Annotated in this window: 21 protein-coding genes; 11 read left to right on the top strand and 10 right to left on the bottom strand. The window is 42.6% G+C overall.

Translation table 11 applies throughout. The annotated features are described in order from the left end of the window. Nucleotides 1-70 precede the first annotated feature (70 nt). The gene (locus IM515_RS08190; protein WP_287630028.1) at nucleotides 71-1,129 is read right to left on the bottom strand and encodes a DUF2157 domain-containing protein; all 1,059 of its coding nucleotides are present in this window, start codon (nucleotides 1,127-1,129) and stop codon (nucleotides 71-73) included. Nucleotides 1,130-1,307: 178 nt separating this feature from the next. Here IM515_RS08190 and IM515_RS08185 point away from each other — a divergent pair, with 178 nt between their 5' ends. The 3 genes from IM515_RS08185 (at nucleotide 1,308) to IM515_RS08175 (ending at nucleotide 4,644) form a co-directional block, all read left to right on the top strand. After that, nucleotides 1,308-1,778 (top strand): DUF29 domain-containing protein, encoded by a 471-nt coding sequence (locus IM515_RS08185; RefSeq protein ID WP_287630063.1) that lies wholly within the window; start codon nucleotides 1,308-1,310, stop codon nucleotides 1,776-1,778. Between the two features lie 720 nt (nucleotides 1,779-2,498). Beyond that, entirely contained in the window at nucleotides 2,499-2,939 is a 441-nt protein-coding gene (locus IM515_RS08180; RefSeq protein WP_002731825.1) for a Fur family transcriptional regulator, read from the top strand. Nucleotides 2,940-2,997: 58 nt separating this feature from the next. Next, nucleotides 2,998-4,644, top strand: coding sequence for a DUF3685 domain-containing protein (locus IM515_RS08175; protein WP_287630027.1), 1,647 nt, complete (start codon nucleotides 2,998-3,000; stop codon nucleotides 4,642-4,644). 74 nt (nucleotides 4,645-4,718) lie between these two features. Here the strand turns inward: IM515_RS08175 and lysS are convergent, their stop codons facing one another. Beyond that, complete coding sequence (gene lysS / locus IM515_RS08170; RefSeq protein ID WP_287630026.1) at nucleotides 4,719-6,440, bottom strand: lysine--tRNA ligase; 1,722 nt, start codon at nucleotides 6,438-6,440, stop codon at nucleotides 4,719-4,721. Nucleotides 6,441-6,627: 187 nt separating this feature from the next. Next, entirely contained in the window at nucleotides 6,628-7,197 is a 570-nt protein-coding gene (locus IM515_RS08165) for a TIGR04376 family protein (protein ID WP_287630025.1), read from the bottom strand. A 384-nt stretch (nucleotides 7,198-7,581) separates the two neighbouring features. Between IM515_RS08165 and IM515_RS08160 the strand changes: the two genes are divergently transcribed. From IM515_RS08160 to IM515_RS08145, 4 genes are all read left to right on the top strand, one after another. Continuing rightward, on the top strand, nucleotides 7,582-8,496 hold the full coding sequence (locus IM515_RS08160; RefSeq protein ID WP_287630024.1) for an alpha/beta fold hydrolase: 915 nt from the start codon (nucleotides 7,582-7,584) through the stop codon (nucleotides 8,494-8,496). A 150-nt stretch (nucleotides 8,497-8,646) separates the two neighbouring features. After that, nucleotides 8,647-9,867 (top strand): (E)-4-hydroxy-3-methylbut-2-enyl-diphosphate synthase, encoded by a 1,221-nt coding sequence (gene ispG, locus IM515_RS08155; protein WP_002768813.1) that lies wholly within the window; start codon nucleotides 8,647-8,649, stop codon nucleotides 9,865-9,867. Nucleotides 9,868-9,958: 91 nt separating this feature from the next. After that, nucleotides 9,959-11,005 carry a histidinol-phosphate transaminase gene (gene hisC / locus IM515_RS08150; protein WP_002768812.1) on the top strand — a complete coding sequence of 349 codons (1,047 nt, stop codon included), beginning with the start codon at nucleotides 9,959-9,961 and terminating at the stop codon, nucleotides 11,003-11,005. Between the two features lie 100 nt (nucleotides 11,006-11,105). Beyond that, nucleotides 11,106-11,363, top strand: coding sequence for a hypothetical protein (locus IM515_RS08145; RefSeq protein ID WP_002768810.1), 258 nt, complete (start codon nucleotides 11,106-11,108; stop codon nucleotides 11,361-11,363). A gap of 209 nt (nucleotides 11,364-11,572) precedes the next feature. Here the strand turns inward: IM515_RS08145 and truB are convergent, their stop codons facing one another. From truB to IM515_RS08130, 3 genes are all read right to left on the bottom strand, one after another. Next, nucleotides 11,573-12,454: a tRNA pseudouridine(55) synthase TruB gene (gene truB / locus IM515_RS08140; RefSeq protein WP_287630022.1), complete on the bottom strand. Its 882-nt coding sequence runs from the start codon at nucleotides 12,452-12,454 to the stop codon at nucleotides 11,573-11,575. Nucleotides 12,455-12,559: 105 nt separating this feature from the next. Beyond that, nucleotides 12,560-13,606: a tRNA (adenosine(37)-N6)-threonylcarbamoyltransferase complex transferase subunit TsaD gene (tsaD, locus tag IM515_RS08135; RefSeq protein ID WP_287630021.1), complete on the bottom strand. Its 1,047-nt coding sequence runs from the start codon at nucleotides 13,604-13,606 to the stop codon at nucleotides 12,560-12,562. A gap of 127 nt (nucleotides 13,607-13,733) precedes the next feature. Beyond that, entirely contained in the window at nucleotides 13,734-15,305 is a 1,572-nt protein-coding gene (locus IM515_RS08130) for a hydantoinase B/oxoprolinase family protein (RefSeq protein WP_287630020.1), read from the bottom strand. Between the two features lie 315 nt (nucleotides 15,306-15,620). On the opposite strand from IM515_RS08130, the gene IM515_RS08125 reads away from it, so the two are divergent. Further along, nucleotides 15,621-15,803: a hypothetical protein gene (locus IM515_RS08125; protein ID WP_002734024.1), complete on the top strand. Its 183-nt coding sequence runs from the start codon at nucleotides 15,621-15,623 to the stop codon at nucleotides 15,801-15,803. On the opposite strand, the gene IM515_RS08120 is transcribed toward IM515_RS08125, so the two are convergent. Beyond that, nucleotides 15,804-16,262, bottom strand: a complete 459-nt coding sequence (locus tag IM515_RS08120; RefSeq protein ID WP_287630019.1) for a response regulator — start codon at nucleotides 16,260-16,262, stop codon at nucleotides 15,804-15,806. 246 nt (nucleotides 16,263-16,508) lie between these two features. On the opposite strand from IM515_RS08120, the gene IM515_RS08115 reads away from it, so the two are divergent. Next, complete coding sequence (locus IM515_RS08115; RefSeq protein ID WP_149977709.1) at nucleotides 16,509-17,090, top strand: DUF1997 domain-containing protein; 582 nt, start codon at nucleotides 16,509-16,511, stop codon at nucleotides 17,088-17,090. Nucleotides 17,091-17,098: 8 nt separating this feature from the next. Beyond that, entirely contained in the window at nucleotides 17,099-17,449 is a 351-nt protein-coding gene (locus tag IM515_RS08110) for a Rieske (2Fe-2S) protein (protein ID WP_002789933.1), read from the top strand. A 409-nt stretch (nucleotides 17,450-17,858) separates the two neighbouring features. On the opposite strand, the gene IM515_RS08105 is transcribed toward IM515_RS08110, so the two are convergent. The 3 genes from IM515_RS08105 to IM515_RS08095 all read right to left on the bottom strand — a co-directional run bounded on the left by IM515_RS08105 (nucleotide 17,859) and on the right by IM515_RS08095 (nucleotide 21,352). Next, nucleotides 17,859-18,671, bottom strand: coding sequence for a DUF362 domain-containing protein (locus IM515_RS08105; protein WP_287630017.1), 813 nt, complete (start codon nucleotides 18,669-18,671; stop codon nucleotides 17,859-17,861). A gap of 15 nt (nucleotides 18,672-18,686) precedes the next feature. Then, complete coding sequence (gene dusA / locus IM515_RS08100; protein ID WP_287630062.1) at nucleotides 18,687-19,673, bottom strand: tRNA dihydrouridine(20/20a) synthase DusA; 987 nt, start codon at nucleotides 19,671-19,673, stop codon at nucleotides 18,687-18,689. Between the two features lie 314 nt (nucleotides 19,674-19,987). Continuing rightward, nucleotides 19,988-21,352, bottom strand: a complete 1,365-nt coding sequence (locus IM515_RS08095; RefSeq protein WP_287630061.1) for a collagen-like protein — start codon at nucleotides 21,350-21,352, stop codon at nucleotides 19,988-19,990. A 206-nt stretch (nucleotides 21,353-21,558) separates the two neighbouring features. Between IM515_RS08095 and IM515_RS08090 the strand changes: the two genes are divergently transcribed. Continuing rightward, nucleotides 21,559-22,848 carry a glucose-1-phosphate adenylyltransferase gene (locus IM515_RS08090; RefSeq protein ID WP_002789937.1) on the top strand — a complete coding sequence of 430 codons (1,290 nt, stop codon included), beginning with the start codon at nucleotides 21,559-21,561 and terminating at the stop codon, nucleotides 22,846-22,848. The last annotated feature ends 138 nt before the right edge of the window (nucleotides 22,849-22,986 follow it).

The raw sequence follows: 22,986 nt of genomic DNA, 5'->3' as shown, positions 1-22,986 counted from the left end.
GTGTCGGGTTTTGGGGTTTTGGGGTTTTTAGTTGAATCTCCCCATTTCCCCATATCCCCATTTTTCCTAATTATCTATCTTTGGGTAATAAATTGCGCCATTCGAGAGGGATATAACTTTCAATAAATCTAGCTAGGGTGGGGTAATGACGCTGATACAAAACTCCCATATAGATAATACCAAGTCCTAGGACGGTTAGGGCAAAGGGAAAGAAAATTGAATCGGCAAAGATACGATAGGAGAGATAGGAAAGATAGGCAAATACTCCGATACCTCCAAAAACCACAAATAATCTTCTTTTTAGCAGGATGGATAATAACATCAATCCCAAGTTAATTAGACAGTATAAAAATCGTTGCGCTTCATTATCCTCGATGAGGAGAGATAGACTAAACCAAAACATAATCAATCCGAATAGGTATAGCCAAAAAGCAAAATCTCCCCGACTGCGACGCTGACGTACATCAATTAAATAGGCAGTTATCAAACAGGCAATTCCAAACCAAAAGGATACCCACAGTCGCAGTCTCCATGTATATTCGTTCTCTCCAAATAGTAAAGAGGTTAAGTCCATTGACATATACCACAGACTAAAAGCGATCGGTGCAGTTAAAAAGGGAAATTTAACAAATCGCAAAGTTATTAATCCTGCGATAATCGTGCCTAATTCCATTAAAAACCAACTGCCTTTAATCCATGTATGGAAATCTCGATAGATGCCCGGATAGCCAGCTTGCCAGTATCCTGTCCAGCGTTGTAAACCATAGATTGCTAAGGGAGTCATTGCCACTGCCATGGTAAATAAAAGGCCGCCGGGGATTTTGAGATTTTGCTGAAAATAGAGATTTTTTCCCGTGAAAATAAAACAAACTGCATAAAACAGGGCGATAAAAAATAGGCCTGCACCGCCGAAACTCTCCCAAGCTTCGTTCATAAACCACCCCAGAGCAGAGATAACAATTAATGCCCCAAAATAATAGGCTACATTAGCGAAATTAAAGCGAGGACGATTAACTTCATCTTCTTGGGGATAACGGGACAAAAAAGCCGTCCATAAATTTTCAGATTGGCTGGCAGTAATTAGGTTTTGTTGTACTGCCCAATCAAAATCTTCTTTTTCTAGTCTCATAACATTCTCTAGTCCTTAAGCTAAGATGTATTTTAACCGCTTATCCTAAGGATAAGGGAATAGGGCATAGGCGCAGATGTTAAATCCTGTAATAAAACTTAACATTTACCGCTAGAAACATCCGAAATCTGCAAAATAGAGTATGATCCAATCTAGATTAACTATTATCGAAGCCATCATGACAACTAAATCAGAACTCTATGAACAAGATTTTCAATTATGGCTGATAACAACAATAGGTCAGTTAGAACAAGGAGATTTTCAGGCATTAGATGTATCTCATTTAGTTGAGGAGTTGAAAGAATTGGGTAAATCAGATAAAAATGCCCTAGAAGGAAATTTAATGATTTTGCTGGCTCATTTACTGAAATTAAAAGTACAATCATCTGTCCCTGAAAGCATGAAATCTAGCTGGTATAGCTCCATTGTCGAACACAGGGAACGAGTTATCGCCTTACTAGAAAACACCCCTTCTTTGAAATCTCATCTAGCAATCGCCATCGATAAAACCTATCCTAAAGGTCGCAAAATTGCCATCAAGGAAAGTAAATTGGCTGACTTGGGAATTGCGATTCCTCCAGAGGAAGCATATCCCCTAGACTGCCCTTTTTCCTTAGAACAAATTCTTGACGAAGATTTCTATGGCTGATAATTCATAAGTAGTCGTGCAAAATTAATTTCTTGGTTAGGATAGGCAAGAGGCAACCCCCCCAACCCCCCCGACATCGGGGGGGCAAGGGGGTGGGGGAGATTGAGCTAATTTAAGGGTAGGTGGTTAAAATTCGTCTTGGCATAGCTTACAAGCTTTTTTGCTCAACCCTAGTTAATCAGCCTTTAAAAAATAAGTAAAAATTATCAATTTAAGATAAACAATTAAAATATTTAAATACTTTGGGTGATTAGTTAAATGTAAAAAGTAAGTTACAAGATTTTAATTTTCCCAGAATTTGCCAAAATTTGGCTGTAAATCGGGGTTGCCTACATTTATTAATCTGGTATGATCATGGTATGCTGTGGGCTTAGTTTAACTGTTAAGCCTTAAATTAACGTAAAACCAAGACAATCAGGGTACTGTATCGATTCTCTTGCCCAAAAAAAGCCCCTAGTGGCGACATTTTTTTATGTTGCAATTTTTTAAGTTTTGTAAAGGTTATTGACTTAAAGCCAGAATTATGCAGGTCGAGAATTTTAGTAGAAATGCTCAAACTCCTCTCCCTTCTCCCTAATTTCCTATACTTTTTAAACAGGATTTAGTATGAGATAACCGCCGTAAGATGGGCTAAAAACTGGCGTAATGTGGACATCGATCGAAAGACTAAGCTAAACTGGTAATGACTATGTATTAGGGCGGAGGTCAAGGGATACAACTATGGACAATTTGGAGGTAAAACAAAAACCGATCCGGTGTTTAGAAGATGCGATCGAAAGGTGTCAAACTTTAGGAATGCGGGTTAGTCGTCAGCGTCGCTATATTTTAGAATTGCTGTGGCAAGCGCAGGAACACCTATCAGCGCGAGAAATTTATGATCGTCTCAATCTGCAAGGAAAAAACATCGGTCATACCTCAGTGTACCAAAACCTAGAGGCTCTATCGGGTCAAGGCATTATCGAATCTGTGGAACGCTGGGACGGCAGACTCTACGGCAACATCAGCGATTCCCACAGTCACATCAATTGTCTGGACAGTCAAGAAATCATCGATGTGCATATCCAACTTCCCCCGGAATTAATTAAACAGATTGAGGCATCGACGGGGGTAAAAATTACCGATTATCGCATCGATTTCTATGGCTATAAACAAAACAAATGAGCTAGATCACTGTATAATTGACCCTGTGAATAGTATCCGTTGACAGGCTGCAACTCTTGTGATCGATCGCCCTCTCACCCTAATTATCATCGATAATGACCCGATTTTCCGCTTGGGTCTAGTGCAGGCTTTGTCGCAGATAGAAAATATTAGTATCGTCACCGAAGGGGATTTAGAAACAATTTTCGCTTTGACTCTTAATCCGGCCCCCGAAATTATTATTATTGATCCTCTCTTTGATTGGTCTTACTGTGAAATTCTCCACTCTCGCTATCCCGAAAGTAAAATTGTTCTATTAACCTTTCCTCTCGATTCCAGGCAGCAACTAATCGCCAGAGAATTAGGCATCGCTGGTTATATTCCCAAAGGCACAAACCTAGAGCAATTTATCACTATTTTAGGGCAAATTTCCCGGGATGAATCCCATGATGTTGTCCCTTCTCCTCTCACCATTGCTACCCGTGCAAGTTTAGCTCCTAGCCATTGGTTAATCAGTGCTGGCAAAACGGGATTAAATCGCATCGAAAGTGAATTACATTTAATTGATCTCCATCTTAATCAACAGTCTTTATCTGGCTTTGATCGCTTTTATTGGCAGGGGAGAAAACGAGAACTTTTAGCAGCCCTATGGCTAGTCAGAAAACTAATTCCCCTTGAAGGTAGCTATTACAATTCAGCTTCAGTGACAGCCCCGGTAATAATTAACAATATCGATCGAGAATTACCAATTTTAAGCCGCGAGCGTCCCCTCTGTGTTTCGGCGGTTTTTGAGTCCACTTTAGCAGTCATTCGCTCCCCTTTAATTAATAGAACCAAGATCAGTTTTGAAATTGATGTTTTACAGGATAATCGGCAACGGGAATTATTGTATTTAGTTCTCGATGAAATTCGTAAAAATGTCGATGAAATGAGATATTTACAGATTAGTAGCGGGGAATTAACTGGTCGCTTAAATCTGATTATTTACGATATCTGGGAGAAAGTTACCCGTAAATTTTTAGAAATTAATGCCTCGGTTTATGAGGAAATTAGTAAAGGCAGACTTAACGAAATTATTCTGGAAGAAAGAGAGGCAATTCAAACAGAAATCCTCAATAAAATTCCTTTTACTCTTGACTTATTTTCCTATTTAGTGTACGAAAATAGTTTAACTATTGACGGAGTAGAATACCGAGCTAATGCTCCTGAAACTATTGCCAGAGCCGAAATTATCCTGCAAAATCTCATTCATAATATTGCCAATGCGGTGACGGTAATTATTCTCAATAACTTCTCGGAATCGGAAAGAATCAAACAAAAACTTTACCAGTCAGAATTTCTCATCGCCAGAAAATTAGCTAAAATCCGCAATGAATTATCTTGGAAATACCGACGGCAACAATATTGGCAAGAACCTAAAGATATCTTTGAAAGTCAATATCAATTATTTCACTATAGCGAGGGAGAAATCCAATCTCTAGCCATTTATTCCCCTCGACAGGAAGAATTAAATAGTTTAACAGGCATACCCTGGTTAGCTTCGATCGCCTTAGAATTAAGAGACTCTTTATCTCCTCGTTTACGCGCTTTTTTTCGGGTGGTGGGTAAGGGAGTAGTCTATATTCTTATCCAAGTTATCGGTAGGGGTATTGGTTTAGTAATTCGCGGGGTTTTACAGGGAGTCGGTAACACTTGGCAGGAAGTAAAAGGTAAAAAGGGATCATGAATTATGACTGATAACTGATAACTGATAACTGATAACTGATAACTGATAACTGATAACTGAAGTGTCCCTAACTTTTACAATTCCTTGTCAAAACTGTATTTATCGCGAATCTGTCCGACAAAAAACTGTCCTTTCGATGGTGCAGACTGAAAATCTTTATATACTGCCAAAGGTAGATCATGATAAAGATAGATACCACCGTGATTAAATTCCACTTTCAGAATTTTTTTGTCCTGATCGTAGTCAAAAGATTTAATCGCTGTACTTTGACTTTTTAATAAGGGGAAAGCAATCACATCGCGAATACTGGCAGAATCGGTTAATAACATGATCAGGCGATCGATGCCAATTCCTAAGCCTCCCGTGGGGGGCATTCCGTATTCTAAAGCGGTTAAAAAGTCCTCATCAACTCCCTGCGCTTCCAAATCGCCGGCCGCTTTTTTGAGTGCCTGTGCTTCCAATCTTTGCCGTTGATCGATGGGATCGGTTAACTCAGAAAAACTATTAGCTAATTCCCGTCCAACCACATATAATTCAAATCTTTCCACGAGGTCAGTTTTTGAGCGATGGGGTTTAGCTAAAGGGGAAATTTCCACGGGAAAATCTAGCACAAAAGTGGGCTGTATTAGGGTTTCTTCGACTTTTTGTTCAAAAGCTTCATTTAAGAGCTTACCAATGGTTTTACAGTCCTCTGGAACGCCAATGCCGGCATTTTCTGCGGCAATACGAGCCGACTCGAAATCCTCAAAACTATTCAAGTCAACCCCGGTTATTTCTTGGACTAATTCGTGCATAGTCACTCGTCGCCAAGGGGGAGTTAGGTCAATTTCCCTGTCTTGATAGGTGATTTTCAGCGTACCTAAAACATCTTGTGCAGCATTAACAATAATGTTTTCGGTTAACTCCATCATGTCATAATAATCAGCGTAGGCCTGATAGATTTCGATGGAAGTAAACTCGGGGTTATGTTTAGTAGAAACCCCTTCATTACGAAAAATTCTGCCTAACTCAAAGACTTTTTCAAAACCACCCACTATTAATCTTTTTAGATGTAATTCGGTGGCAATGCGGAGATATAACTCCATCTCCAGCGTATTATGATAGGTGATAAACGGTCTAGCATCGGCTCCTCCCGCTTCACTTTGTAGCACGGGAGTTTCAATTTCAATAAAACCTTCTTGGTCTAAATATCTCCGAATAGCAGCAGTAATTTGGGCGCGACGGCGAAAAGTTTGTCGCACTTCAGGATTAACAATTAAATCCACATATCTTTGTCGATAACGCTTTTCTACATCGGTTAAACCGTGCCATTTATCCGGTAGAGGTAAGAGGGATTTGGTGAGAATTTCGTACTCGTTAACATAGATAGATAATTCGCCGCGTTCTGTGCGTTTAATTGTGCCTTTTGCCCCTAAAATATCACCTGTATCGGTCAGTTTAATTACCGTGTTAAAGGCATTCGGCACGGCGGCCATAGTTTCACTAATGCGTTTTTTATCGAGGTATAATTGAATCGTCCCCGTTTCATCTTGCAGGTTAAAAAAGGCTAGTTTACCCATAATTCTTCGGGCAATAATCCGACCAGCAATTGCTACTTCTGTGCTAATTTCTTCCCCCGGTGCTAAGTCAGCGTACTGCTCTTGTAATTGTTGAGCGTGAGCGGTAGATTTCCACTGGTAAGCGTAGGGATTTAAGCCAGCTTTTTGCAGTCCTGCCACTTTTTCTAAACGAGCAGCCCGGATTTCTTCGAGAGTAGAGGAGGGTTGATTTTCAGGATTTTGTGCTTGAGATGCCATCGTTTTCTAAGAGGAACAATTCTGGGGAATTTTTAGGTGTTGGGTTTTGGGGTTTTAGGGTGTTGGGGTGTTGGGGTGTTGGGGTGTTGGGGTTTTAGGGTTTTAGGGTTTTAGTTGAAATTCCCCCACTTCCCCACTTCCCCACTTCCCCAGTTCCCCAGTTCCCCAGTTCCCCTAATAACAGTAATTATCGTCCCATTTCTCGCTTTAATTTTTTCAATTCTTCTTCCATTTCCCATTCTTTAAATTTTAGATCGAGATTATCGTAGTTCGAGCGCTGATAGTCCGATTCTTGGGGTTGAGCCCAAAAAGTGGTTTCCCAGTCACGGGACTGATTTTTAGGGGCTTTTTCGGCTTTAATTTGCACTTCCTGACGACGTTGTTGGACCTGTTGCAGTAACTCTTGGGATTGAGTCAGACGTTTTTTCACCCCTTCCATCCGTCCCCAAAGTTGATTACCCTGACGGAAGAGGGCTGCCTCGCGTTCACTGGCAGCCTTAACCAAGTCCTGCCGTCCAGCGGCCTTAGCCTTATCAATTCTAGCGTGCCAAGTTTGGATATCTTGGGCAGTGGCCAAAATTTGCTGTTCGAGACGTTGACGCTCATTTTCTAGGGCGGTAATCAGTTTAGCAGTATCGCGCTCCTGTTCGCGCAGTTGTTCCACCAGCGCCTGTAATTCTAATTGGGGATGACTTTTGAGAAATTCTTCCAGTTGGGTTTCAAGAAAGCGACTAACATCATCAAATAGATTGCCCATCTGTGCAGTATCCTAAATTTGCAATTAAAGTCTAGGAGCGATTTTAATCCCCCTCTTTTTAGCATAGGCTAGATCAACCCTAGGTTTAAATATATTTGGAAAAAGTAGTACAAAAATGTTATTCGGCTGCGGGTTAGGGACGGGGAAACCCGTATAATAAAACTAAGTAGCTGGTTATAATTAAATTAAAAATGGATTTTAGGTTCGATCCCCCCTTAGTCCCCCCTTGATAAGGGGGGTGCCGATCCCCCCTTAGTCCCCCCTTAATAAGGGGGGTGCCGATCCCCCCTTAGTCCCCCCTTAATAAGGGGGGCATCTGATAATTTTTAACGCCTACCTACTTAGAGTGATATTTCCTGAAAACCTCTTAATTGTTTGACTTAAGTGACAACTTCACCAACTTGGACAGAACGTATCGGTTATCAACGGGATTGGGTGTGGCGCGGTTGGCAAATTCGTTATAGTTTTATGCCAGCAAAAACCCCCCAAGATGCCGATAATCCCCCTTTAATTTTACTGCACGGATTTGGAGCGGCGATCGAACATTGGCGCCATAATATTCCTATCCTCAGCCAAAATCATCGAGTTTACGCGGTAGATTTATTAGGTTTCGGTGGTTCGCGTAAAGTGCAGGTTCCCTATACCGTTAATCTCTGGGTGGAACAAATACACGATTTCTGGCAAACTTTTATCAATAGACCAGTGGTATTAGTGGGAAATTCGATCGGTTCTTTAGTTAGTATGGCATTAGCGGGTAAATACCCGGAAATGGTAGCCGGATTAGTTATGCTCAGTTTACCCGATGTCAGCCGTCGGAGGGAAATGATTGCTGATTGGTTATTAAATATCGTCACTCCCATCGAAAACTTTTTCACTTCGCCTTGGCTATTAAAACCGATATTTTACTATCTGCGTCGTCCGCAAATCTTAAAAAAATGGACAGGAATCGCCTACGAAGACAAGAAAGCAGTCAGCGAGGAATTAGTACAAATTATCGCCGCCCCAACCCTAGATGAGGGGGCAGCCGAGGCGTTTATTTCCCTAGCACAAGCTGTTAATCATCCCGAATATTGTCCACCAGCCAAGTTAATTTTACCACGCTTAGAAATCCCGATTTTATTGTGTTGGGGCAAACAAGATCGGATGGTTCCCGTCCAGTTAGCTCAGGGTTTTGTCTCCCTTAATCCTAGAATTAAATATATAGAATTTGCCCAGGCCGGTCATTGTTTACAGGATGAATGTCCCGACCGTTTTAACCCAATTTTATTAGAGTGGCTAGAATCCGTTGCTGTTCTTTGAGATGAACGTAGGTTGGGTTGAAGCATGAAACCCAACGTCCGCTCCTGTTACGCTACCCCTAACCCATCCGACAAATAATTGTGCCTCCCTACTTAGAATCCGTTCCTGTTCTTTGAGAGAATAGGGAGAGTGATTGTTGGTGATAGTCCTATGCAAACCTTGGAATCGACGCTCAAACCTCCCGCAACTGCATCCGAATTCGACACCACGATTCACCGACGCAAAACCCGTCCCGTCCGGGTAGGTAGCGTTACCATCGGTGGTGGTCATCCCGTGGTCGTGCAGTCGATGATTAACGAGGATACCCTTGATATAGATGGTTCCGTGGCCGGCATCCGTCGCCTCCATGAAATCGGCTGTGAAATTGTCCGCGTCACCGTGCCGAGTCTGGCCCACGCCACCGCCTTGGCTAAAATTAGGGAAAAACTGCTGGCCACCTATCAACCCGTACCGTTAGTAGCCGATGTGCATCACAACGGTATGAAAATCGCCCTAGAAGTGGCCAAGCACGTCGATAAAGTGCGGATTAACCCCGGTTTGTACGTTTTCGAGAAACCGAAGGCCGACCGCAGCGAGTATAGTCAAGCAGAATTTGATGAAATTGGCGAAAAAATAGCCGAAACACTGAAACCTTTAGTGATTTCCCTGCGAGATCAAGATAAAGCGATGCGAATCGGCGTTAACCACGGTTCTCTGGCCGAAAGAATGCTCTTTACCTACGGCGACACCCCCGAAGGAATGGTACAGTCGGCTTTAGAATTTATCCGCATCTGCGAATCCCTCGATTTTCGCAATCTGGTGGTTTCCCTGAAAGCTTCCCGCGTGCAGGTGATGGTGGCCGCCTATCGTCTCATGGTTAAGCGCATGGACGAGTTAGGTATGGATTATCCCCTACATTTGGGTGTTACTGAGGCAGGAGATGGGGAATACGGACGAATTAAATCCACTGCTGGGATTGCCACTCTGTTAGCGGACGGTATTGGTGATACGATTCGCGTTTCTCTGACGGAGGCTCCCGAAAAGGAAATTCCCGTCTGTTACAGCATTCTCCAGGCCCTGGGACTGCGGAAAACCATGGTCGAATACGTTGCCTGTCCTTCCTGTGGTCGCACTCTTTTTAATTTAGAAGATGTTCTGCAGCAAGTGCGGGCAGCGACTCAACACCTCACCGGACTCGATATCGCCGTTATGGGTTGTATTGTCAATGGACCGGGAGAAATGGCCGACGCAGACTATGGTTATGTGGGGAAACAGGCCGGTTATATTGCCCTTTATCGCGGTCGCGAGGAAATTAAACGCGTCCCCGAAAGTGAAGGTGTAAGCGAGTTGATTAATTTAATTAAAGCCGATGGCCGTTGGGTAGAACCCTAATTAGTTTTACTGGTAGGGGTTGAATAGATGTCAACCCCTGATAATCAGCTATAATAAAAAGCTTGCTAGAAATTGCCGCTCCAGAGAGTTCATGCTACCTACACGCGATTGTGTTCGTCAAACCCCCGCTTACACTCCGGGAGAACAGCCCCAAACTGCGGGATTTACCAAACTTAACACCAATGAGAACCCCTATCCCCCACCGGCGGAAATTTTTGCCCACCTGCAAGAGCAGTTAGAAAAAGTCCGACTCTATCCCGATCCTATCTCCAAAGAGTTACGGCAAACGGCGGCGGAATTATACGGCATAACAGCTGATCAGATAATCGCGGGTAATGGGTCTGATGATATCCTCAATATCGCCCTGCGTACCTTTGTTAACCCCGGTGAAAGCGTTGCTTTTTTGGATTTAACCTATTCCCTTTACGAGACAATTGCCCGGGTACACGGGGCAAATATTATCGAATTTACCACTAATGATCAATTTGAATTAGCAGGACCGATTATTTGTCCGGAAGCGAAATTAATTTTTCTCGCTTCTCCTAATCCTCCCCTCGGTAAACATCTTGAGCGCGACTATTTAGAAGCAACCTGTGCTAATGCGTCGGGATTGGTATTAATTGATGAAGCTTATGTGGATTTTAGTGATGACAATCATCTCGATTTTCTCTCCCGTTACGATAATGTCATCATTAGTCGCACCATGTCGAAAAGTTATAGTTTAGCGGGGTTAAGAGTCGGTTTCGGTTTTGCTTCTGGGGCAATTATCGAACAGATGGATAAGGTGCGTGATTCCTATAATTTAGATCGCATCGCTCAAACTTTAGCCACAGCAGCTTTAAAACACCATAATTATTTTGAGCAAGTTTGGCAAAAAGTCCGTCAAACCCGCAGCCGTTTAATTACTTCTCTGCGCGAGTTGGGATTTATTGTTTTTGACTCGGAAGCTAATTTTATCCTCGCTTCTCCCCCCCACATTAGTGCCAGTGAGTTATATAATCAACTGAAAGAGCGTCAGATATTAGTGCGATACTTTAAACATCCTCGCATTCAGAATTATGTGCGGATTTCTATCGGCACTGATGAGGAGATTGATCGCCTTTTATCTGCTATTCAAGAGATTATGGGAACAAATTAATCTCTATTTCCGTCAAGGTTTTATTAGCATTTTAAACCCCGATAACTTCTCGAAAAAAGGCTAGATCGATCGGAACAAAGCAGCGACAAACAAGGGTCTAATGGCCTGTCGTTTCTCCCGATTACTAGCCTTGGCTATCAAGATTATTAGTCCGACAAAAGGATTAAATACTAGCGCACAAATTTTTGAACTTATGCAATTTTATCCCCAAGGAATCACAGTTCAAGAATTGAGCCAACGCTTAAATCGTCCCGTTTCTATGCTCAATCTTTGTCTAAAATCTTTGGTCGCTTCTAAAAAAATCGTGGCCAGAAAAAATCATAATCAGTGGGTTTATACTGTTGATAAAAAAGCTTAGTTGATCTGGATAAGCATACTTAAGATGTAGAAAAAGTGTTTATTAAGTACCCAGAGAGAATCAATTATACATATTTTTCCCTTTCCTGTTGCCTCTTTCCGGAGGGTGAATGCAATTCGCCCCTACAATAATATTATTGCGCCAATTGCCTGCGCCCAAAATGTAATATAGACATTTCTATAAAACTGAGATCTACCCATATATTACCCCTATTGCTGAATAACTATTTTAGGCTGTAGGTAGTATTCATCCTCTGCGACAACTATCTCACCAATGCCGAGAAATTGAGCTTCTAAAGACTCCACAGCAACCAGAGAACCGATTATAACATTTGTATCGGTGAGATTAATTTTTCTACCGTGAAACCAATCGATAACTCTTTCTGACATCAAAGAAATCCAGTCTAGATGTGCCAAGGCAATGCGAGGCGAAATTAAACCCTCGGAATTAGCCATTAAAGCTTCCAGATTAATACTATCAGCTAATTGAAAACCACAGCTTTCCGTGCGAGTTAAACTGGCTAAAGTGCCACCCACAGCTAACACCTTGCCCAAATCTCTGGCCAGGGAACGGATATAAGTCCCCGATCCACAGTGAATATCTACCTCTATTTGCGGAAATTCCCCCTCTAACCAGCCTAAAACCGTAATTTGGTCAATTTTGACCTGACGAGGCTCCACTGCGATTATTTCCCCTTTGCGGGCCAATTCGTAGAGACGGCGACCATCCTTGTGAATAGCACTATACATCGGCGGAATCTGGGCGATATTACCGATAAATTCCGCTAAATAAGGCTTAACTGCCTCTAAAGTTAAATCGCCACAGGGACAAGTAGCGATCGCTTTTCCCGTAATATCATCGGTATCGGTGCTGAGTCCTAACTGAATTTTTGCCCGATAAGCCTTATTTTCGGGTAAATAGGGCAGTAATCGGGTGGCAGCCCCGACGGCGATCGGTAAAACTCCCGTAGCCATAGGATCTAAAGTTCCGCCATGGCCGACTCGTTTTGTCTTCAGAATTTTGCGGACTTTGGCCACGCAATCGTGAGAAGTCCAATCGGGGGGTTTATTGAGATTTAAAAAGCCAAACATTATAAATTATGAATTATGAATTATGAATTATGAAGTGGGGTGATGGGGTGATGGGGAGAATAGATAAAAGCAATCTCCTCAATTCTGAATACTGACGGCTGATAGCTAAAAATCTGACGTATTATATAATTGCATAACTTCGCTTAAAGGTAAACGGGAACGAACACCTAGGGAAAGGTCAGAAAAATGACCAAGATCATAATGATCAACGGCAGCGCGAGCAATCATAGCGGCGTTATCGGTACAGAGTTTAAGCGGCGGAAAATAGACGGTTAAATGATGATTTTTGGCGGCAGTTTGCAGATGATTTCTTAAGGCACTATTAGCAGCCACTCCTCCCCCGATCGCAATAGTTTTTAAGCCATAATCTAAGGCACAATTGATTGTCCGACGGGTTAAACTTCTGGCTACCGTATCTTGAAAACTAGCGGCTATATCAGCTACGGGTAAATTATCTGGCTCGAATTTCTCTACTAAGCGCAAAACAGCAGTTTTTAAACCACTAAAACTGGAATCGTAGGCATGAAAACCGCCGGTTGGTAAAGATATTTTACCTTCAGGTAAGGGAAAAGCTTGGGGATTACCATCTTTAGCAATGCGATCGATTATCGGACCACCCGGATAACTTAAGTTTAATAATCGTGCCACTTTATCAAAAGCTTCTCCGGCTGCATCATCTCTAGTGGTTCCTAATTGTTGATATTTACCACAGGCCTGCACATGGATTAAACTGGTATGACCCCCGGAGACTAAAAGAGATAAAAAGGGGGGTTTAAGATCAGATTCAGCGAGATAGGAAGCATAGATATGACCTTCGAGATGATGAATGCCGATAAAGGGTTTATCGTGGATAATAGCGAGGGTTTTGGCTGCTGTCATTCCCACCATTAAAGCACCTACTAAACCGGGAGCAACTGTGGCGGCTATTCCATCAATTTCTGACCAAGTTAAACCCGTTTCTTGCCAAGCTTTTTCTAGACAAAAATTAATGGTTTCTAGGTGTTGTCGGGAGGCCATTTCCGGCACAACACCACCATAGAGACGATGGAGATCAATTTGAGAAGAAACCACACTACTCAACACCTGGTTATTGTTAACAATAGCCACAGCCGTTTCATCGCAACTGGTTTCGATCGCTAAGATAATTGTCATAAATTAATCAGTAAATCGTCAGACACCCCCCTTATTAAGGGGGGATTAAGGGGGAATCCGTCTTTAATTTAATTATAACCACTTACTTAATTTTACTTAGGTACTTAATTAAAATTAAAGTTATCGTTCAGCAATTTCCATAGCCACCACCGCCGGGGGTTTCAATAATAAAAATATCACCAGGGTTCATTTCTATAGTCGCTGTACCGGGCAATTCTTCGATAGTTTCATCGTTTCTTTCCACGGCATTACGTCCTATTTTACCGGCTTTTCCTCCCGCTAGTCCAAAGGGGGGAATCCGGCGATTACCCGACAGAATATTAGCAGTCATAGCCTCTTGAAATTTAATCCTTCTAATTACACCATCACCTCCAGAATATTGTCCCTTACCGCCACTATCTTGGCGAATGCTAAAACTTTCTACTAACACAGGATAGCGCATTTCTAATACTTCTGGATCAGTGAGACGGGAATTAGTCATCTGGGTTTGTACGGCAGCAGTTCCCGCAAAATTTGCCCCTGCACCAGAACCGCCGCAAATAGTCTCATAATATTGGTACTTTTGATTGCCAAAAGTGAAATTATTCATCGTTCCTTGACTGGCTGCTTGAATGCCTAAAGCGCCGTATAAAGCATTAACTATTGCCTGGGAAGTTTCCACATTTCCCGCTACTACGGCAGCTGGATAAACGGGATTAAGAAAACAGCCAGATGGGATAATTAAATGGAGGGGTTTGAAACAGCCAGCATTTAAAGGGATTGCCTCCTCCACAAGGGTACGAAAAACGTATAAAACCGCCGCTCTTGTCACTGCTAGGGGTGCATTAAAATTATTATTTAACTGGTCAGATGTGCCAGTAAAATCGATGGTTGCTTGACAATTATCAATATCTATGCTAATTCTGACCTTGATGACAGCACCGTTATCCAGATAATAGGTAAATTCACCATCTTTTAAGACAGATATAGCTTTTCTAACTGCTAATTCGGCATTATCTTGAACAAACTGTTGATAGGCTTTAACCATAGCTAATCCGTAGCGATCAACCATATTATGTAATTCTCTTTCTCCCTTGGCATTAGCAGCTATTTGTGCCTGAAAATCGGCAATATTTTGGGCGATATTGCGTGCTGGAAAAGGACTATTAGTTAAGTGATTAATTAATTCTTTTTCCCGAAAATGTCCCGCCGCTACCAGCAAAAAATTATCGAATAAAATTCCTTCTTCGCTAATATGGACAGAATGGGGAGGCATAGAACCGGGGGTAATGCCACCGATATCAGCTTGATGTCCCCGGGAGGCAAGATAAAATAATATTTCCTGATTTTGACGGTCAAAAATAGGACTAATTACTGTGACATCTGGCAGGTGAGTACCGCCATTATAAGGATTATTAGCCAGATAAACATTCCCTGGACGAATCGTCTCCCCTTTATCCTGAATTAAGCTTTTAACACTATCGGCCATAGAGCCTAAATGGACGGGAATATGAGGAGCATTAGCGATTAAATTTCCCATCTCATCAAAGATAGCACAGGAGAAGTCTAGGCGCTCTTTAATATTGACACTTGCTGCCGTATTTTGGAGAGTAATCCCCATTTCTTCGGCAATAAATTGATAGAGATTTTTAAAGATTTCTAGATAAATAGGATCGGCAACGGTAGTTATTTCTGAGCGGTGAGAATTGAGAGGGGACATAGGAAAATCAGTTATCAGTGATCAGTTATCAGGTGCATCTCATTTAAAGAGGGCGAATGCAATTCGCCCCTACAATAATATATATTATTGCGCCAATGGTAGGGGCGCACTGCGTGCGCCCAAAATGTCATCTAGATATTGATCCAAAATTGAGATGCAGCCTCAGTTATCAGTTAGCTGTCTCTTGTCTTTTTTTATCCTCCCGTCTCGGAGTTTACTGTCTCCTCACCCAAGGGAAGATTTTTGATTTTTGCAGGAGAGCCACTGATAGGGGCCGACTGATATATAATCGCAGTCAGTACCAGAGGGTGAATTATGGATAAAACCAGCTTGATCGATAAAGTGAAACAAATGGCTAATAAACGCGATTATTTACTGCAATTGCGCGATAAACCCGACATTGGCGGACTGAGATTAGATGTTAATCAAGCTCTTGAGGAGTTGGATGAATTACTCGATGAGTTTCAAGCAACTTTTCCTGAAGAAAAACTTAGTTAACTATCCGACTCGACGGAATTGAGATTTGTCCGATTGTGCTAATTTTCCCAAGTCATCGATCGCTTTGATCAGAGCTTGGGAAGATATATCTTTAGAGCAGTATAGGTCAAAAGCTGTACTTTGATTATTTTTTTCCATTGGAAGCTTTGGCAAGGAACTATAGGCAATAATGCGAATATAAGGGTCGAATTGTTTGATTTGAATAGCGGCGCTGTGTCCATCTAAGACAGGCATCCCTATATCTAAAATAATTACATCTGGTTGACAACTTTTCGCCAAGTCGATCGCCTGTTGACCATTAACTGCAATTCCCACCACCTGACAATGCTGCTGCTGGGAAATTAAAATCTTGAGTCCTAAACAGGTTAGCTCGTGATCGTCGGCAATTAAGACTTTAATTGACTCTCTCGGCCTCATTATAATCATTTTCCTGTCCCTAGAGATCTCACTTGTCATCATTGTAGAGCCTGTTAGTCTTTTGGCCTTAACTTCCCTTCTTCTCTCTCCCTTCTCCCTTCTCCCTTCTCCCCCACTGTTGACTTAAAACCCCCCACTGATCACTGATCACTGAAAAAAGCCCAACTTTGGGCAAAAATCTGGTTTGTGTCCCCTCTTAGCGGTAAAATTTCTACATCTGGACCGTCGAAAAGCATAAGTTTTGTAAAGTAAAATTAAGAAGGGAGACAAATTTAAGATAACCAACGTATGGAAGTAACTTTTACCGCTGCCGAATCCCTAGAAATTGTTGTTGCTGAACAAACCATCCCGATTCAGCATTATCTGCGTCAACCGCAAAGATTAGTACAGGCTATCGTTGAGACTAGCTTAACAGAACACTTGTCCGAGAATCGGTTTCGCCTAAAAATGCGTCCCCTAAACTTTTTGGATTTGTACTATTTTCAGCCCACGGTTATTCTTAATGTCTGGGCCACCTCTGGGGGGACGATATTTTTGCAATCAGAAGACTGTCAGATCAAAGGTATTGATTATATCAACGATCGCTTTAGCCTCAATGTTAAAGGCAAACTCGCTCCTGTGGAAAAAAATAATCAAACCTATCTAGCGGGAAAAGCCAATCTTGAGGTGAAAGTCGCCCTACCACCACCATTATGGTTAACCCCGCGTCCCTTGTTAGAAATCACTGGCAATAGTCTCTTAAAAGGGGTTTTATTGCGGATTAAACAGCGTTTAATGAGTCAATTGTTGCAAGATTACCAACAATGGGCTAAACAGGACATTATTGCCCAAAATTACCCCGAAACCATTCTTGATCTCTCCCTTAGTTAAATAAAAATATGAGTTGGACAAAAGTATTATCTGTAGATTCCCTTGCCCCCGGTGCCCGTCAAGTGGTAAAAGTGGGGGAAAATTCCATTCTCTTGATTAACAATAACGGTCAATTCCACGCCGTCGGCAATCTTTGTCCTCATTTAAAATTATCGATGACGAAGGGCAAAATTACCGAGGATGGCGCGATCGTTTGTCCCTGGCATCGTAGTTCGTTTGATCTCTGTAGCGGTGCTGTCAAAGATTGGATTACCTGGCCCCCTGTGGTTAACAAAGCGATGGCGGCAGTTTCTCAACCCCAAGCTTTACCAGTTTATCCCCTTCGCATCGAAGACGGCAGCATCTGGATAGACGCATAACCGCTCACCGAGGGGGGGTTTTGGGCAACCTAAAGAGCAGTTCACTCGACAATGGGGTAATCTTGGAGAATGCCAAACGCACCTCGCTCGCTTCCGTAAAAACCCAGTTAGGGACTTGCGTGGGAATAATATCCCAATCGATTGGAGGGCGCAAGCTTTGCGCCCCTACAGTAACGGATTTTGTCCACAATGTAGGGGCGAACTGCGTTCGCCCAAAAGGTACATTATCAAAGCGCAAGTCCCTTATGGATTGTTCCCCCCCGCTCCGGTGATCCCCACTCTCCTATACTTTTACTGACTATGAAATCCCGTCATGTCAGCCTAGGATCGGACGGCTTTGCAGTATAAATAATAAGCTGGATATTATTTAATACAAGTGTTTGCCTATTTTAGCCGATAATTATTAACCCTAATTGGTTCCGTTTAAAAGTTGAGAACGAAGCAAATTGATCGCATCTAAATAACTTGGCATTGGTTCATCACCTAACAGACAAGCACTGCGGTCCACGCTAATCATATCATCACCCCAAAACACTTGACCGAGAGGAATAGATTTTCCTCGATCCGGTCGCCAATTACTACTAAAATATTTAAGATTAGCGTCCACCACTGCCCCATCAAAAAGATGACCGATACAAAAATAAACATCCTGTAAAATTAGCGGTACGGAGGGGCGATGTAATTGCCCCCGCGAGTTGGGACTACGGGCTTTATAATGACTACGGGGAAAGAGTCCATAGAGATTTTTTAAAGAAGCAGAAATCAGGGGTTTATCCTTTAAATGGGTGCGTTTTAAGGTTCCAATCGTGATCCGACAATCCACTTCTTCGATAATTTTAGGGGCAAACATCGAGGGAAAACGGACAGGAAAAGGGGAAAGATTCGGATATTCTTGCTGGGGTAAACTATCAGCATCAAGAATAGTTATTCCAGGATAGAGAATAGATTTTACTCCCAAAATATCGATAATTTCTCTCAAAGAAATAGCCGAACATACTCCCTCTACCAAGATAATTTCTGCTCCAGGATTTACCCCTCTCAATCCCCGCAAAACTTGACTTAATACCGGCAGACTAACCGTTACCGGTGGTGGCACAGGATAACCTAAATTAGGTTTAATTAAAATACGTTTAGCTGTGATAGCTGCCCGGGGAGGTTGATAAACAAAATCCGCCATAGCTGAATTTTTTACCCCGGCAGTAATTGAGGATTGGGTAATCATAGAGAGGAAAATAAATCAATGGGAATTAGCCAGATCATTTAGGGAATTTACCTGCTGTAAAGCTTGCCAGATTACCCCAGAATCGGCCCCAGGAAAATGGCTATTTTCACTAATATAACGCTTCCAGGCCTTAGTTCCGGGCTGACCGGCAAAAAGCTGTAAAAGATGTTTGCTGATCTGGTGTAATTTATAACCTTTACTCACCCACTCATCGATGTAGGGAAGCATTTTTTTGATTACTTCTTCCCGGGTAGGAGGAGTAACCGATTCCCCATAAAAATCTTGATCGACTGTGGCAAATAAATAGGGATTATCGTAGGCTGCCCGACCGATCATAACTGCATCTACTAATTGTAAATGTTGTCTAGCCTGTTCTAAATTAATGATACCGCCATTAATTTCAATAAACAAATGGGGAAACTGATTTTTTAGGCGATAAACATCATCGTAACGTAGGGGGGGAACGGTGCGATTTTCCTTGGGACTTAATCCCTGTAACCAAGCTTTACGCGCATGGATGGTAAAACGTTGACAACCCGCATCCGCGACAATACGGACAAAATTCGCCATATTTTCGTAACTATCCTGATGATCAATGCCAATTCTCTGTTTTACAGTCACGGGAATCGATACAGCTTGATTCATTGCCGATATTCCCCTAGCGACTAATTCCGGGTTAGCCATCAAACAAGCGCCGAAATTGCCCTCTTTTACCCGAGAACTAGGACAACCCACATTGAGATTTACCTCGTCATAACCCATATCTTCGGCTATTTTAGCGCATTCTGCCAAAAGATAGGGATTATCACCCCCTAACTGCAAAGCTAGAGGTTTTTCTGCTAGGGAGAACCCCAGCAACTTATAGCGATCGCCGTGTTTAATCGCCATCGTCGTGATCATTTCCGTGTAGAGAAGGGGACGACGGCTAATTTGTCGCAAAAAATAGCGAAAATGGCGATCGGTATAATCCATCATCGGCGCCACACTTAAAATACTGCCCATCTTTCCCTTGATTTTTTCGCTGATCGGGACATTCTCTGGTGAACCCCAGAGAATAACCAGTCTTCCTCTCAACATATTTTAAAGCTTTTTGGTAAGTAGGTAGGCGTTAAAAATTATCAGACACCACCCTTATCAAGGGGGGACTAAGGGTAGGGTTGATTCATGAATCAACCCTACTATGAATCAACCCTAGTACTAAGGGGGGATCGAACCTAAAATCTATTTTTAATTTAATTATAACCAGCTACTTAAGTTGACTATCTAAATTACTGGTTAACACTGCACCGGAGAAAGGAGAAGGGGACTTTTTTGACTTATCTCCGTGGCATATTTGCCCCTTTAATCGTGTCGCGGATGACGATTTTTTGTTCTTTGGAATAACCAGCAAAAGAACGAGTAGCAAGTAACTCGATTTCTACCCCAGTACCCGATCGCAAAGATTCCACAGGTAAGGGTAATTGACCGATATCGAGAATAAATTGATTACCCTCCTGTCGGATCAAATTAGCGGGCATATCTCCTTCATAGCGAGTGACAAAATCAGTTCTGGGACTGGTTTGCAGGTCGTCTGCTTGCCAACGAGTGACGCGATAACGCACTTTAAATTTAGTGCCGATTAAATTCGATTGGGAAGCTTTATCTTCGAGAAAAAGCCTTAAATCAGTACCATTTCCTGTAATACCTTTTGCTTCTAATTGGGTGACATCTCGTTCAAAAACAGCATTATAAACGACAAATTCCGTAACATTATTGCGTTTTTGAGTGGTTCCCTCGATCCAGAGTTCACTGGGGACAGTTACCTTCATTTCCTTTTGATCATCGAGGGTTAAAGTAAAACGCTGATTAGCAAACCGGTTAAACTCTTGGGGGGCATTCCAAATTAAAATAAAAGAACGTTCCGATCGATCTAATAAAATCCGATATTGATCATCGATCAGGGAACCGGGGGAAAATAAAGACACTGCCCCAGTGCGAGTTTCCCAACTATTTTTAGAGAGAATATAACCCCGTTCTTTTAACTCCGACAGGGGAACAGTTGCGCTCGGTTGGTCGGCAGTTAAAGGGCGATCGATTTGAATTAAAGTTAACTGTCCTAAACGTCCCCCGCGACCGTTACGACCACTATTACCCGTCGCCCCATCCAGACCATCCTGACAGCTAAATTCTCTGGTGGTACAGCTATAATTGGCATCACCCGGCCTACCGCTGCAGGTTTGAATTGTCCAGAAAGGTTGGGAACAGCGACAACCCTTGCCCCCCTGACCTCCTTGACCCCCAAAACCCCCGGCGCCTCCGGCCGCATTGACCGTTACTTGTCTTAAAAAATCTAAATTAGTGACATAGAGGGTTAAAGCGCCGCCATTGCCCCCATCACCCCCATCACCCCCATTGCCACCGTTACCACCACCGGCCGCCTGGAGATTTCTGGTGACGTTGCTAGGTTGACCGCTACAGTTGCCATCGCTGCCGTTGCTGCCATTTTCACCATCGACCCCTTTTTGTCCCGAAATATCGAGTTTTAGGGGAGAACCATCGAGAAAAAGGGTTAAACTGTCACTATTTTTGCCTTGGCTGCCGACCTTGCCAGCTTTCCCGCTCTGGCCCTGTTTGCCGAAAGTCTGTACATCGGAACCTTGGGCTAACCAAGAACAGCGATCGCCCGTCACCGTAGGGGGCATTAGGTACGGTAAAGGGAGAAAAAAGGTGAATATTAATGATTTAGCCCAAAAATTCATGATTTTAGCCAATTTATCCCCAAAGACTCCGATCAATTCCCTCTTGATGACTTTTAGATCTAGATTTTTGTTTCCCCTCTATCAATAAGGTGCGCTATCATCCTACACTTACTTTGAGAAGGAAACAGCCAATCGCGAGGGTTACGCGCGTGAAAAAAGTATTAGCTATTATTTTGGGTGGCGGGGCCGGAACTCGCCTTTATCCGTTAACGAAACTGCGGGCAAAACCTGCCGTCCCCCTAGCGGGAAAATATCGCTTAATCGATATTCCCGTCAGCAATTGTATTAACTCCCAGATTGACAAAATCTATGTGTTGACGCAATTTAATTCCGCTTCTCTCAATCGTCACCTCAATCGTACCTATAATTTTACGGGTTTTAGCGATGGTTTCGTGGAAGTTTTGGCCGCTCAACAAACCATGGAAAATCCTCAATGGTTCCAAGGCACGGCCGACGCAGTACGACAATATATCTGGACGATGAAGGATTGGGATATCGATGAATATCTAATTCTCTCCGGAGATCATCTCTATCGCATGGACTACAGTAAGTTCATCGAACGCCATCGGGAAACCAACGCCGATATCACTTTATCGGTGGTTCCCATCGATGAACGTCGCGCCTCCGCTTTTGGGGTGATGAAAATTAATGATTCGGGGCGCATTGTCGATTTTTATGAGAAACCCAAAGGGGCAGAATTGGAAAGAATGCGGGTAGATACGACGATTTTAGGCTTAAGTCCTGACCAAGCCCGTCAAAGTCCCTACATCGCTTCCATGGGAATTTATGTCTTTAAAAAGAATGTTTTAATCGATCTGCTCGATGCCAATAAAGAACAGACCGATTTCGGCAAGGAAATCATTCCCTCGGCGGCTAAAGATTACAATCTTCAGGCTTATTTATTTAAGGGTTACTGGGAAGATATCGGGACGATTGAAGCCTTTTATGAGTCTAATCTCGCCTTGACCCAACAACCAAATCCCGCCTTTAGTTTCTACGACGAAAAAGCCCCCATCTATACCCGTTCTCGCTATCTGCCACCGACAAAAATGCTCAATTGTACGGTGACAGAATCGATGATTTCTGAAGGTTGTATTCTCAAAGAATGTCGCATCCATCACTCGATTTTAGGGATTCGTAGTCGAGTCGGCAAAGACTGCACGATCGAGGATACAATGCTGATGGGATCCGACTTTTATGAGTCTTTCCCCGAACGGGAAAGTCTGATCGGAAATGCCAAAGTTCCCGTGGGTATCGGTTCCGGTTCCACTATTCGTCGGGCAATTGTGGACAAAAATGCTCGCATTGGTTCCAATGTTTTAATTGTTAACAAAGATCGTGTGGAAGAATCTAATCGCGAAGATTTAGGTTTCTATGTTCGCAGCGGCATCGTGGTTATTTTCAAAAATGCCACTATTCCCGACGGGACGGTAATTTAATCTATCAGTTATCAGTTATCAGTTATCAGTTATCAGTTATCAGTTATCAGTTATCAGTTATCAGTTATCAGTTATCAGTTATCAGTTATCAGTTATCAGTTATCAGTTATCAGTTATCAGTTATCAGTTATCAGTTAT

Origin of the sequence: Microcystis sp. M44BS1, from assembly GCF_020244875.1 — a bacterium.
GTDB classification, from domain to species: Bacteria; Cyanobacteriota; Cyanobacteriia; order Cyanobacteriales; family Microcystaceae; genus Microcystis; species Microcystis panniformis.
This window is presented reverse-complemented; position numbering and strand designations above follow the sequence as displayed.